The sequence below is a fragment of the Photobacterium chitinilyticum genome (assembly GCF_004104355.1).
In the GTDB taxonomy this organism is placed as follows: Bacteria; Pseudomonadota; Gammaproteobacteria; order Enterobacterales; family Vibrionaceae; genus Photobacterium; species Photobacterium chitinilyticum.
Genome location: NZ_RJLM01000002.1, coordinates 341,402 through 354,373 on the forward strand (window position 1 = coordinate 341,402; position 12,972 = coordinate 354,373).

Here is a 12,972-nt window from a genome sequence, read left to right on the forward strand (position 1 = left end):
TATGACTGCCGCCAACAAGGAATGGGATAGACATTTGTTTTGTCTGTTACGTGAAATGGTGGTGCTGGTTAAACAGTAACTAATGCATTGTGGACATAAGTAAATTGCAAATACATGAATTTTACGCATAGATTGAATGCAAACGTTTCATTTTCTCGTAAAAAATATCCGTAGTATTTTTATGGCGTAAGTCTGTTTATGGGCTCTTATTTTTTATATGAAATATCTCTTTTGAGCGCTCTTGTGAGTTTAGGAATATTTCATATAAGAATTAATCTGTATGAGGAATGTTGGTAAATGACTAAGTTAATCGAAGAAATAAAGCTTGGATTATCACACGCTACGCTTAAAAACCGTATTGTAATGGCCCCTATGACCATTCAGTCCGCTTTTTTTGATGGTGGTGTCACGCAGGAGATGGTTGATTATTACGCTTCTCGTTCAGGTGATGCCGGCGCAATCATCGTTGAAAGCGCTTTCGTTGAAAATTACGGTCGAGCTTTTCCTGGTGCGTTAGGTATCAATAGCGACAGCAAAATTGCGGGACTTAAAAAGCTTGCAACCGCCATTAAAGCAAAAGGTTCTAAAGCGATTCTTCAAATCTACCATGCCGGACGTATGGCAAACGGAGAATATAATGGCGGTCATCAGCCAATTTCTGCTAGTCCAGTAGCCGCACTTCGCGACAGCGCAGAAACCCCTATTGAAATGACTCAAGAACAAATCGAAGGCATGATCGAGAGCTTTGGTCATGCAGTAAATCGTGCAATTCTTGCGGGATTTGAGGGTGTTGAAATTCATGGCGCCAATACATACCTTATCCAACAATTCTTCTCACCTCATTCAAACCGTCGTACTGACAAATGGGGTGGCAATATTGAAAAGCGCACAGCATTTCCGGTCGTGATATTAGAAGAAGTGAAAAGAGTTGTTGCCTCTCACCAGTTAACAGATTTCATTATTGGCTACCGCTTCTCTCCTGAAGAAATTGAAGAGCCAGGTATTCGCTTTGAAGATAGTATGTTTCTTCTGGATAAGCTTGCAACATGTGGCCTTGATTACTTCCACTTCTCAATGGGGAACTACACCCGCAATTCTATTGTGAACCCTGAAGATAAAGAGCCTCTCATCAATAAATATCATACTCTGAAGTCTGAAAGTGTTGCTAAGATTCCCGTCATTGGTGTGGGTGGAATCGCCCAGCGCTCTGATGCTGATAATGCGATCGAACAAGGTTATGACCTGGTAAGCATTGGTAAAGGCTTTCTAGTTGAACCAACATGGGCAACGAAAGCGATTAACGGTGAGCTTTGTGCAGAATTTGCAGACATCGCACAGCAAGAAGAACTAATGATCCCGACTCCGCTGTGGGAAATCATGGATTACATGATTGTTGATAGTGCTGCCGAGGCATTGAAGCACCAACGTATCAAAGAACTTCAGAATATTGACATTAAATTCGAGCCCGGTGAATACACAGCTTATGGCTACGGTCATAACGGCAAACTGCCTGTAACGGTGACACTCTCTGAAGACAAAATTCTTGAGGTGTTGGTTGATTCATCGAAGGAATCTGATGGTATCGCGAACCCGGCATTTGAACGCATTCCTCAACAAATTCTCGATGGTCAAACACTAAACATTGATGTTATCTCAGGCGCAACAGTAAGTAGTCAGGCCGTTATTGATGGCGTATCCAATGCAGTAGATTTGGCTGGTGGTAACTCAGAAGCGCTTCGCTGTAAGGCTCGTGACGCTGTGGAATGGTCAACGGAAACTATCGAAGAAACCGTTGACGTTGTCGTTGTTGGTGGCGGCGGTGCGGGTTTGAGTGCAGCACTGACAGCGCTAGACAGCGGCAAGTCTGTTGTCGTACTTGAGAAGTTTCCTGCTATTGGTGGCAACACTGTTCGCACCGGTGGTTGGGTTAACGCTGCTGAACCTAAGTGGCAAAAAGACTTCCCAGCGATTGCAGGTGAAGCTGACTACTTAAAAGGTATTGCTGATACCCCAGAGTCTGACATTGCACAAGAGTACCTATCGGATTTCCGTGCACTTAAAGATCAATTGGCTAATTACTTCCTCGATATTGAAAGTGGCAAAAATTATCTGTTTGATTCAATGGAACTTCATTTAATCCAAACGTATCTTGGTGGTAAACGAACGAACCTTGATGGTGCATCAATCCATGGCCAGTATGATCTCGTTCATACTCTTACCAGTCGTGCTATGGAATCGATCGATTGGCTGACAGAAAAAGGGATCGATTTTAACCGCGACATGGTTGATATCGCTGTCGGTGCGCTATGGCGCCGTGCACATAAGCCTACTCGTCCAAAAGGTGTTGAGTTTGTCGAGAAACTTCAAAAACACATCATTGCTCAAGGTGGACGCATTATCACTGATACGCGTGCCGAAGATTTAATTGTTGAAGATAGTAAGGTCGTCGGCATTAAAGCAACTCATTCTAATGGCACCAAATACAAATTGAATACGAATAATGGTGTGGTGCTAGCTTCTGGTGGTTTTGGTGCCAACACGAAAATGCTTCAAAAGTACAACAACTATTGGAACGAGATCGCGGATGACATTAAAACGACTAACTCACCGGCGCTAATTGGTGACGGTATTGAGATTGGTGAAAAAGCAGGTGCTGATGTAGTTGGTATGGAATACATACAGCTAATGCCAATTGGCGACCCTAAATCCGGTGCGCTTCTCACTGGTCTAATTGTTCCACCTGAAAACTTTGTTTTTGTTAACAAGCAAGGTAAGCGATTCGTTGATGAGTGCGAGAGCCGCGACGTTCTTTCTAACTCATTCTTTGATAACGGTGGCGTGATTTACATGATTGCTGACGAAGAGATTCGCAAGACCGCTGCTAATACGACTTACGAAACAATTGAGCGCGAAATTGAGGAAGGCATCATCATAAAAGCTGACTCTATTGAAGAGTTGGCGGAGAAAATTGATGTTTCGCCAGCTGAACTCTCCGAGACGATTCGTCGCTATAATTCTTATGTAGATGAAGGTCGTGATCCTGAGTTTCATAAGGGTGCGCTTGGTCTGAAAGTTGAGAAGGCTCCGTTCTACGCAACACCACGTAAACCATCAGTGCACCATACTATGGGTGGTCTGAAGATTGATACCAAAGCTTGTGTATTGGATAAAAATGGCTTACCTATCCCTGGTTTATATGCCGCTGGTGAGATAACTGGTGGTATTCATGCCGGTAACCGTCTAGGTGGTAACGCTTTGATTGATATATTCACTTACGGTCGCATTGCGGGCGACAGTGTATCTGAATGAGCTTAGTCAAATAAAAGGGAAGCCAAGAGCTTCCCTCTCTTTTTCATTCAAACGTGGGTTTACAAAATGCAAAGCTACAAAACTCGCTTTCAAATGATGGGAACCTTCATTGATCTCGCTATTCATCATGATAATGGTGAGCAGTTAATAAGAGATAGTTACCTTCAGCTTCAGCAATTCGCGCAACGCTTCACTGTCAATCAGCCACAATCTGAACTCATGCACGTAAATAACAACGCGGGAGTTCGTCCCGTTCGTGTTAGAGCGGATTTGTATGAGTTATTAAAGAAAGCCAAAGAAATTAGCGTCGATACCGCTAACCCCTTTAATGTCGCGATTGGACCGCTTGTCAAGGCATGGCGTATTGGATTCCAAGATGCGAGGCTTCCAACCAGTGCTGAACTTACTGATAAGCTAACCATTGTTGATCCTACAAAAATCGTTTTAGACGAACTGTATCAGACGGTATATCTAACTAAACATGACATGCAGATAGATCTGGGAGCGATAGCAAAAGGCTATTTTGCCGATCGGATAAAAGAATACCTTGTGAGTGAAGGGGTTGAGTATGGTTATATTAATTTAGGTGGCAACGTGCTAACCATCGGGTATTCACCTGACAATGCGTCTAAAGCATGGAACGTAGGGATTCAAGACCCGCTATCTTCTCGAGGTGAAATTAGCCGAGTTGTACCTCTTCGAGATCACTCAATGGTGACTTCTGGTATAAACGAACGTTACTTTGGGGTGAATGGCCAACGATATCATCATCTACTTGATGCAAAAACAGGTAGACCGATTACAACAAATATCGCGAGTGTAACCATTATTTCAAAGCAGTCTGTTGATGGTGAAATATGGAGCACGGCTGGGTTTCTAGCGTCAATTGAAGAAGCATTATCCTACTTAAACAAGCAAGTTGGTATTGAGGCAGTCTTGATTTCGGATCAAGGTAAAGTTTATGTAACAAATGGTCTGAAGGACGATGGTCGATGCATTCTGCAGAAATGAAATCATTGTGCCGAGCTTACTTTAAGTCGGAAGCGAGTCTTTTGGCAACGTAGTATATGGAACTGAACTTAATGTCTTCACATTGTTAGAGTCATAACACTAACACGTTCCTGCCCCATTCGAAGTTAGAGACGCCCAACCTCCCAGAGTAAAGTGATACTGTGTACCATAATTTTTCTCATACCTAATCTATTAAATTTTTCGCTCTCAGCAGTAAGCGAAACTCGATTTCTGCACCACATCCATATAAAAAGTGTTTTCCCTAACGAACGACTAACGTACAGAACTCTGCATCGACACCACTTGACTTGATTCTAAAAAAGACACTTTATTGCAGGCAATTAGAGTAGCGAGTTAACTGCCTAACGTCTTGCGCACAACCACTCATTGCGCAAGCTATCAAAAAACAATTAATCCACTTCATGTCTTAATGAGTGCTCTACACTCCATAGAAAACGCCTGGCCTCGATTTCTTGGAGCATTTCACGTTTGGCATCTCCGCATTCTTTATCAGTCGCAGACAGCCCTCTTTGCTCTAACTCTTGAATCACTGCCTCATCGTAGGCATAGGCAAGAGATTGACAGAGTTTATATGAATCTTGATGTCCAAAAGGAGTACTCGCGCACCCGGCCATCAGCGAGGCGCTAAACCAAATCACATACGTTAGTTTCATCATCGCTTCCCAAAAACGCGCAACCCTCAAAGGACTGCGCGTGGCTATCTTACTCTAACTCTCTAGTAAGCCTTGGATCTTACTTATCAAGACAAACACGTTGGAAGTCATTCCACTCACCCACACCTGGAGTAACTTCCATACAGCCTTTTTTTGTATCCATCACTGCTGTTAACGTAGAGATGAAGTCAGAGCCATAAGCAGCATGCTGAGCAATTGGCTTAGTATTAAGTACATATTTCGCAGCGTCGACATTACCTTCTGGCGTGTTGTCGATGAATTGCTGTGCGAACTCTGCGCGCCACTCAGTGTAAGCGGTAGCAACTGTGCGCTGCTTATTTTTCTCACCAAGGCCAACTGACTCTGCAAAGGCTTGCATCACTCCCGGACGCTCAGAGTGGTTCGCATGACCGACCCCAGCTTGACGCTTGATGACGTAGTTTTCGCCATCGAGCATTTCCACTCCAACCGTGTTTCCGTGGCTGTCAGCGAAGTTGAAGTGAGACGCGACGACTGTGCGGTATTTGTCTAGGATCTTCTCTGCATCATCAACATTCTTGGCATTGCGAACTAGGTAGTTTTGCAGTGCACCGAGTTCGATAGCACTGTCTGCATCAAGGCCAACACCTTTCGAATCTGTACCTTGGAAGTTAATCACAACACCAATGTCTTTACCTAGCGTTTGACCCGAGCCATAGAAACCAGATGCCATTACTTGTACATAATCATCCGCTTGCAACACCCAGTAGTTACCGCCAGATAGCGATGGCGTGTCGTTTACTTGACCAACAACACCCGTATCCACGAAGCTGACTGTTGTGCATCCGCTAAGTGCAGACTGAGCGGCCGACGCTAATGCTGCATCTAGCTGAGACAGAGTGAACATGGTTTCTAGTGAAATCCCACCTACTTTGGCAAGCGCTTTAACAACATCGAAATATTCAGGGTTTAGCTTTCGAGAGTTTTCCAACACCTTCACCGAACTTTTCTCAAATTCGACCACATCAATGCTTGCTAGTTTATAGACATATTGCGCTTCCTTAATACCACGTCGTACTTCTTCACCTACCTGCTTTTCAAACAGCTCAGCGTAGTCAGCAGGCTTTACACCACGAATATCGACAATCGGCAGACTTTCTTGTTGAACAAATGCCTGAGGGCTGTAATAAGGCTGATTCACATCCAACCCTGGAGCTGGCTCAAGAGAAATAGCATGAGCTGCGCCAGAAAGTGCAAGTGCTGTAGCAAGGATTGCGCGTTTAGTCGTTAGCATGGTGTTTACCCTTATGTATTTGGTTCATCATCTGAGACAGTTCGTGTCTCTGTATCTGGCTATTAAATTATCATTTCAAATTTCCGAAATTCAGATACTGTTAAGGTAATAATTCCAGAAAAATGGACAGGCACGATGGCAGAAATAGAAACTGAAGGGTTCGAGTTTTTCGGTGTTGAAGAGACAGTGTTTCGTAAAATGGTGATCGAGCGTATCGAAGCGCTCATGGTTCAAGAGGGGCTGTCTAAGAACTCACTGGCAAAAAAAGCGGACATTGGACGCTCTGCTCTTTATGAGAAAATGGATCGAGAAGCGAAAAGTCATTTCACTATCTTGGATTTTTTCCGAATTGCCAAAGCGCTTGATGTCAGTTTGCTACAACTATTCCCAATGACACAATTAGAGCGACTCCATGGCGGTCAACTGCCTCTTTCTGCCAGTACACTAAAGTTTCTCGACCTCATGCTCGCCGCGCCCAAAGAGGACATTGAGTTTTTATCCAACTTTTATGCGTCACTTAAAAAGCGGGATAGCGTAGACGAAGATAAATAACCGAATACATATCCAGAATTCATACATTCAGCACTAATTATTTCCAAATTATGGAAACGCGCTCTATGTAGTGGATGAGTAAAATTGGCCACTAGATAAGAGGTTTTGCAATATCTTGAGTAATCCGTCACATGCTAATTTAGCAAAATTACTGACAAACTCCTGTCCAGCTTCGTGCCTGTCTCTTCATCAGGCACGATTGTGCTTCATTATCTGTCTGTTAGTGCTAGAGAGTGGATATATTTCTGGCATATGCCAGAAACCGTGATGTATAATTGGCATACATCAATAATGGAAGGCCCGCTGATAGCTACTTTAAATTCAACCGGATCTCAATGAGTCAGCTTGAACAAGTTCTAACCATTTATATTGGATTGAGCAAGAAAGGAAGATAATGCTTGTGAATGAAAATAATGATGATAGTGCCTCCATTGATATTAGAGGCGGTAATGATATTGGTGAAACAAAAATGGTAGGGTTTAAAAAACTGTTATGTTAAAAGATACAGAGAGTAATATTGTTGCTCATATTTTTTTTGATTTAGAGTTCAAGATCCAAAATCTTCAAATAGATAGTGAACAAAAAAAAGAGCTTTCTCAAATTGTTACAAATATGAAAACTGGCTTTGGTTCAGAATCTTTCGAAGAGGCATATAAAGAATTCGCATCATTTTCATCTAATCATGTGGCGACTATGAATCCAATGCTGCCGTTCATTATACAGTTAGCAGCCTATTTGCCGCTAAGACATTAATAAATCGCATATTTAATGTAACAACTTTAAACCATGGCCATCTATATAAATTGAGCTAAACTCATAAGCTTGTACAATTATTGTCTTATACTTTTTTGTTGTGCTGTATATGGTTGTTGGTTACCGTTAACGAAATGCTAGCTATTGTGTACGGCATGGATTTGTTCCAACGTTTCCAGATGGTATAGAAAGTGAAAAGCTCTACTTAAAGAAGAGTAGGGCTTACTTCTGGTAAATGGTTTGTGACAGAACCTTAAATATCCTTTGTTGAGTTTTTTATGATCAACAGGGTATTCGAGGGGGAATGGTTATTTTTGCCACACCAATAAAAAGTTGTTGGCCGGCATAGCGACCCTAGCAGCTAGTTGCATTCCCTCACCCCAAGTGATCAGTTGCTCGATGTCCCGTAGGCCGCCAAAACCTTTTTGCTTTAGGTTTTTATCAAACTCTCGGTTGCTGTCGCTGGTGTATCGGCCATTTACATTCATTGGGCCATATTGGCAAAAAACACCGCCTTCGGGTAGGTTGATAGATATGATCTCCATCATCTGCCTGGCTTCAGAAGGTTGCATGATATGAGTGGTGTTAGCCGTGAATACCGCATCCGCATGGATCCCGGGCCAAGGATCCTGCCCTATGGTAAACGTGATGGGAGGAGTAATATTTTTTGAGGGAGATTCGGCTATCCAGGCAAGAATATTTGCATGATTTTCAGGCATATCGCTGGTGTGCCAGGTTAATTGGGGCATCTGTGACGCAAAAAATACCGCATGCTGACCAGTACCTGAACCGATTTCCAGAGCGTTTTGGCAGTTCTTAAAGTGGATGGACAGCTGTTCTAGGATTGGCTGTTTATTGTTTTCGCAGTGCTGACTAAAACGCTTGGACATATTGCTTCATATGGTTGGATTAGATTATTTATATAGTTTTCATTAATTATTGCTATAAGGCAAGATGTTATACGAGTGATTGTCTGATCGTTGGTGTGAAACTCTGAGGGAAATTAGTACAGCTCTTGGAATAAATTATAAAGGTATTAAATTTACAACAGAGTTATTTGCAGAATGAATATCGTCCCTTGTTTTTACCTAATAAAGGCTTAGGGGGCAGCCCTAAGCCGGATTTCAGGTAGAATGACAATGTGCAAGCTTTGTAGGGTAGAGTCACTTATTGTATTAATTCAAGTAACCTAGCAGCAACAAACAGATCTTGTACAGCAATACCTGAGCTATCAAAGACAGTAATGTCCTCGGCTGATGCTCTGCCGGGTGAATGAGCGGTAATTACTTCCCCTATCTCAGTTATCGGGGCATTGGTTGTATGCTGAAACTCACCGATAACTACAGATTGCGACTTATAATCACAAAATAGCGTGGCATGCTGATATAGTTCGACAGGTAACTCATGTTTACCTACTTTATCTGCCCCCATTGCAGAGATATGCGTACCAGGCTTGACCCAATGCGCCTTGAATAACGGTTCACTGGCTGTGGTTGCCGTCACTATAATATCTGCTTGTGCGCAACCATATTGCGCCTCGCCAGCTTCAGCCGACACCCCTTTCTCAGTAAGTCGCCCGATAAATTTGTCTGTCTTAGTTTTACTTCTTCCTACAACAATCACCCTGGAAATATTACGGATAGCCGATATTGCCAAGATTTCATACTCTGCCTGATGACCTGTTCCAAATACGGTCAATACGGATGCGTCGTCCCGAGCCAGATAATCGACAGCAACGGCATCGGCTGCCGCAGTGCGGTAAGCGTTGACCTTGCTTGAAGCAACTGCGGCAATCAATTCACCCGTTTCAGGGCTCAACAAAAATACCGTGGTTCCGTGGCATGGTTTATTTTGAAGGTGATTGTTTGGCCAATAGGTACCCGTTTTCCATCCCACTAGCGTTGAGGTCGAAGCGGATTTCAATGAAAACATGGAGCCAGTTTGCGGGCCCGATGCATTGACTACCGGAAACAGTGTTACTTCGTTGCTGATGGCCGCAACAAGCGCCTCTTTTACTGCTGAATATGCAAGTTCATGAGTAATAAGGCTTGCTGTTTGAGTTTCGCTCATATAAATCATTTTACCACCCCTGAATTCTGGTCCAAACGTCGTAGGTTTGGTCTTGTGTATCAAACACATGATATTGTTTGTGCATAGACGCTGTAGCGCAGGCATGATTAGGCAGAATGTGCAATCGACAGCCAAGGGGATAATCTTCGAAATTTATGTCACAACCATTCACAGCTTCAATAATGCCATGCTCCTGGTTTGCAGTGGTGACTTGTAAATCGCCAATTTGTTTTCCATCGCACTTGGTTACCAGGCCATATCCACAATCTCTTGGTTGATTTTCTGTACCGCGATCAGAAGAGAGTGCCATCCACCCGGCATCGACGATTAGCCAACCTTTATCTTTATTGTGACCTATTACTGTGGTGACGACGCTAGCGGCGATATCATTAATATTGCAGATACCGATCCCGGCCATGACCAAATCAAAGAAAGCATAAACTCCGGCTCTAACCTCCGTTATTCCGTCCAGATTCTGATAATGATGTGCCGTGGGTGTCGAACCAATGCTGACGATTTCACATGCTATCCCCACTGAACGAAGCTGTTTGGTAGCCTTAAGTGCCGCTTCTACTTCGTTCTTCGCGCTTTCACGTAATGATATTTGGTCAAAGCAATGGTAAGACTCGCCGGCATGAGTCAATATCCCCTGAAATTGTGCAAATCCATCAAGCAGTAATAGAGCGATTTGGATTAACGCCGGATCATTCGGATTAATGCCTCCTCTATGCCCGTCACAGTCAATTTCTACCAATGCCGCAATAGAGCAATGGTTGTCTTGGCAAAACTGGTTCAAGATCTGAGCTTGCTCCATACTATCCAGCAATACTCTAACCTTTGCCCCTTTAGAGTTAAGGTCACGTATTCTGGATAACTTTGAGGCTGAAATTCCTACGGCATAGAGGATGTCGCTGTAGCCTTCATTTGCGAGAGCTTCTGCTTCTTTTACGGTCGATACCGTTACCGGAGATGTCTTGTCAGGCAATAAATACTGTATCGCATCGAGTGATCTTACTGTTTTAAAATGTGGCCTCAGACTTGTCCCTAATCCTTCAATTTTATTGCTTAGCCTGGCTAGGTTATTAAGAAATGTTGGTTTGTTGACAAGAAAGAAAGGCGTATCCAGACCTCGTACTTTTTCCATAGTTGGGCATCCAGGTTTTCACTACATAACATGGTCTTTTTCCTTACGTACCAGAAGTAAAAATAGATAATGCATTTGAACTGCATCAAATCCGATGACTAATATGAGTATCCAAGAATTAGGTTTTGTTTTACATTAATAAAAATTAACTGATAGGTTTGGTTGAAACCAAATGATTACAACTGAAGATCTCAGATTTATTATGACCGTCGCCAGCCATCGAACGTTGGCGGATACGGCCAGAGCCCTAAATATCACTCCGCCCTCGGTGACGCTTCGGCTCCAACATATTGAAAGAAAACTGTCGATTAAGCTGATTCAACGTCCGTCTCGAATCGTTAGCCTTACAGAAGAAGGACAACTTCTCCTTGATAAAGGGCTCCCTATCCTCAAGGGGCTGGATGATTTACAAGAGCAGCTTGATGAGAGAAAAGAACAAGTGTGCGGAAAGCTAAGGGTGCTGGCCCCCCTTGGTTTTGGAAATGATTATGTTGCCCCGTTGCTTGGGGAATATAAAGCGAAGCATCCACAGTTAGATATTGAGCTGGAGCTGTCCGATAATCCTAATTGGGCAAGTCATCATAAATGGGACATTATCATCTATATCGGTGCTTTGAATGACTCATCATTGAAAATGATCACTTTAGCGAAAAATCAAAGATTTATATGTGCTTCTCCTGAATATATTCAGGAAATGGGGTGTCCCGAGGAACCGCAGGATCTGATCAGGCATCGTTGCATTGCGTTGAGGGAAAATAATGAAGATGTTACTTTGTGGCAGTTTATAAATGGTGTCGATGGAAAGAGTGAGGTGGTTAGAATCAATCCGACACTGGCAAGTAATGAAGGTCGAGTGATTAAAGATTGGGCCATGGCCGGTTTAGGTATCATTATGCGTTCTGAATGGGATGTCCAACCTCAGATTAACAGTGGTGAGCTAGTTCGCTTATTGCCCACGTACTCTTTGCCAAACGCCAATATTGTCGCGTTATTAAGTAGCCCAGAGAAAGAACGCTCAGCTCGTATTTCTGGCTTTATTTCGCTAATGAAAGAGCGGTTAGTCCCATTACCCTGGAAGTAGAAATGCTTAAAGCGAGGGCTATAAATCTAACTTATACCAATGTGATTTAACCCACATTGGTATATACCCAAGCTACCTCAAGATGCTCGTTTCAGCGAGAATTACTTGGCTACTAGGCTAGGCATCGATTAGAAGATCTAGTGGCTCTAAATTAATAATCGGTAACAACGCATAGCAGCCAAGTAAACTCGCCCTTTGGGAGTGAGCCAGCGAACCCATTTCTGTGTCAAATAACGTTGAAAGGGAATAGCCATTTCTTCCGTCATTTTCCTTGAACTGAGCTCGCTGGCCTCACTCTGAATCCTGTATCTTGAGGTAGCTTGGGTATAAATGTGTACTAAGGCATTAACTTACATCCGAAATAACTCAACCCGAAGATGGTTTTCGTCTTCGTATGCGACAACCGATTGAAAATAGCCGCTTCGCTCTATAATGTTAGAAAATAAATCTTTATGATCAGAACTACCGATGAAAAGTATCTGGGTTGATTTGATCATCAGCCCTTCATCATCAAAGCTCGATGTTAAATCTTCATCAACCACACATACTAGTACCTTGCCATATCGAGCATTCAGGTCGATATTGTGGGCCAGCGAGTATTGAGCATTGGTACGAAGCTGAGATTCGACTTCCCTAATGAGCCCGACAAAACGGTACAGGTCCGTTGAGCAGGTTTGCAGTAAGCGCTCGTGGTTCCGAACTAGAATTGATTCTAAGTTGGTCCCCGCTTGTCGCCCGAGCAATAGCCAATTTTTAGTCGACTTTCTGACAGTCCGGTACCGACTGGCTTTGACTACGGGTTTGAGATACTGAACAAGTAGATTATTCTTCTCAGTTAGGGTGAGGCGTTTGTCGAGTTTTTTAAATTCTAAGTGTAATAAGGCATGAGTACTAATGTCTAACAGCAGTTGGGATTGGTTCATTCGAGTACCCAGTTGGAACAGAACTTAACAATAATATCATACTATTACTGTCATAAGATAACCGTAGCGTTCGTTATCTTTTTCCTTGAACAAGTATCGTATCTAGGGTTCAGTGCCGATTCTGGCTAGTGTTGCTCTCGAAAGTCTTTAGACTTAGCAGAAGATAAGCCATCGAGAGTTCT

The 12,972-nt window shown here is 43.1% G+C and carries 11 protein-coding genes; 5 read left to right on the top strand and 6 right to left on the bottom strand.

The genetic code is table 11. The annotated features are described in order from the left end of the window. Positions 1-297 precede the first annotated feature (297 nt). Positions 298-3,309 carry an NADH-dependent flavin oxidoreductase gene (locus tag EDI28_RS07645; RefSeq protein ID WP_128783257.1) on the top strand — a complete coding sequence of 1,004 codons (3,012 nt, stop codon included), beginning with the start codon at positions 298-300 and terminating at the stop codon, positions 3,307-3,309. 66 nt (positions 3,310-3,375) lie between these two features. After that, entirely contained in the window at positions 3,376-4,320 is a 945-nt protein-coding gene (locus EDI28_RS07650; RefSeq protein WP_128783258.1) for an FAD:protein FMN transferase, read from the top strand. Between the two features lie 410 nt (positions 4,321-4,730). On the opposite strand, the gene EDI28_RS07655 is transcribed toward EDI28_RS07650, so the two are convergent. Next, entirely contained in the window at positions 4,731-4,997 is a 267-nt protein-coding gene (locus EDI28_RS07655) for a hypothetical protein (RefSeq protein WP_128783259.1), read from the bottom strand. Positions 4,998-5,073: 76 nt separating this feature from the next. Continuing rightward, positions 5,074-6,267 (bottom strand): C45 family autoproteolytic acyltransferase/hydrolase, encoded by a 1,194-nt coding sequence (locus tag EDI28_RS07660; protein ID WP_128783260.1) that lies wholly within the window; start codon positions 6,265-6,267, stop codon positions 5,074-5,076. Between the two features lie 135 nt (positions 6,268-6,402). On the opposite strand from EDI28_RS07660, the gene EDI28_RS07665 reads away from it, so the two are divergent. Next, a complete protein-coding gene (locus tag EDI28_RS07665; protein WP_128783261.1) occupies positions 6,403-6,819 on the top strand; it encodes a helix-turn-helix domain-containing protein in 417 nt (138 codons plus the stop codon). Between the two features lie 492 nt (positions 6,820-7,311). Further along, a complete protein-coding gene (locus EDI28_RS07670) occupies positions 7,312-7,572 on the top strand; it encodes a hypothetical protein (RefSeq protein WP_128783262.1) in 261 nt (86 codons plus the stop codon). A 308-nt stretch (positions 7,573-7,880) separates the two neighbouring features. On the opposite strand, the gene EDI28_RS07675 is transcribed toward EDI28_RS07670, so the two are convergent. The 3 genes from EDI28_RS07675 to EDI28_RS07685 all read right to left on the bottom strand — a co-directional run bounded on the left by EDI28_RS07675 (position 7,881) and on the right by EDI28_RS07685 (position 10,786). Then, complete coding sequence (locus EDI28_RS07675) at positions 7,881-8,462, bottom strand: DUF938 domain-containing protein (RefSeq protein ID WP_128783263.1); 582 nt, start codon at positions 8,460-8,462, stop codon at positions 7,881-7,883. A gap of 277 nt (positions 8,463-8,739) precedes the next feature. After that, positions 8,740-9,651: an ornithine cyclodeaminase family protein gene (locus EDI28_RS07680; protein ID WP_128783264.1), complete on the bottom strand. Its 912-nt coding sequence runs from the start codon at positions 9,649-9,651 to the stop codon at positions 8,740-8,742. Between the two features lies 1 nt (position 9,652). Next, positions 9,653-10,786 carry an alanine racemase gene (locus EDI28_RS07685; protein WP_128783265.1) on the bottom strand — a complete coding sequence of 378 codons (1,134 nt, stop codon included), beginning with the start codon at positions 10,784-10,786 and terminating at the stop codon, positions 9,653-9,655. Positions 10,787-10,958: 172 nt separating this feature from the next. Between EDI28_RS07685 and EDI28_RS07690 the strand changes: the two genes are divergently transcribed. Continuing rightward, positions 10,959-11,867: a LysR substrate-binding domain-containing protein gene (locus EDI28_RS07690; protein WP_128783266.1), complete on the top strand. Its 909-nt coding sequence runs from the start codon at positions 10,959-10,961 to the stop codon at positions 11,865-11,867. Between the two features lie 350 nt (positions 11,868-12,217). On the opposite strand, the gene EDI28_RS07695 is transcribed toward EDI28_RS07690, so the two are convergent. Beyond that, a complete protein-coding gene (locus EDI28_RS07695; RefSeq protein WP_128783267.1) occupies positions 12,218-12,790 on the bottom strand; it encodes a DUF2913 family protein in 573 nt (190 codons plus the stop codon). Positions 12,791-12,972 lie beyond the last annotated feature (182 nt).

Bases quoted from the DNA above. Each gene is read 5' to 3' on its own strand.
- EDI28_RS07645 (WP_128783257.1), top strand. From the start codon at position 298: ATGACTAAGTTAATCGAAGAAATAAAGCTTGGATTATCACACGCTACG.
- EDI28_RS07650 (WP_128783258.1), top strand. From the start codon at position 3,376: ATGCAAAGCTACAAAACTCGCTTTCAAATGATGGGAACCTTCATTGAT.
- EDI28_RS07655 (WP_128783259.1), bottom strand. From the start codon at position 4,997: ATGATGAAACTAACGTATGTGATTTGGTTTAGCGCCTCGCTGATGGCC.
- EDI28_RS07660 (WP_128783260.1), bottom strand. From the start codon at position 6,267: ATGCTAACGACTAAACGCGCAATCCTTGCTACAGCACTTGCACTTTCT.
- EDI28_RS07665 (WP_128783261.1), top strand. From the start codon at position 6,403: ATGGCAGAAATAGAAACTGAAGGGTTCGAGTTTTTCGGTGTTGAAGAG.
- EDI28_RS07670 (WP_128783262.1), top strand. From the start codon at position 7,312: ATGTTAAAAGATACAGAGAGTAATATTGTTGCTCATATTTTTTTTGAT.
- EDI28_RS07675 (WP_128783263.1), bottom strand. From the start codon at position 8,462: ATGTCCAAGCGTTTTAGTCAGCACTGCGAAAACAATAAACAGCCAATC.
- EDI28_RS07680 (WP_128783264.1), bottom strand. From the start codon at position 9,651: ATGATTTATATGAGCGAAACTCAAACAGCAAGCCTTATTACTCATGAA.
- EDI28_RS07685 (WP_128783265.1), bottom strand. From the start codon at position 10,786: ATGGAAAAAGTACGAGGTCTGGATACGCCTTTCTTTCTTGTCAACAAA.
- EDI28_RS07690 (WP_128783266.1), top strand. From the start codon at position 10,959: ATGATTACAACTGAAGATCTCAGATTTATTATGACCGTCGCCAGCCAT.
- EDI28_RS07695 (WP_128783267.1), bottom strand. From the start codon at position 12,790: ATGAACCAATCCCAACTGCTGTTAGACATTAGTACTCATGCCTTATTA.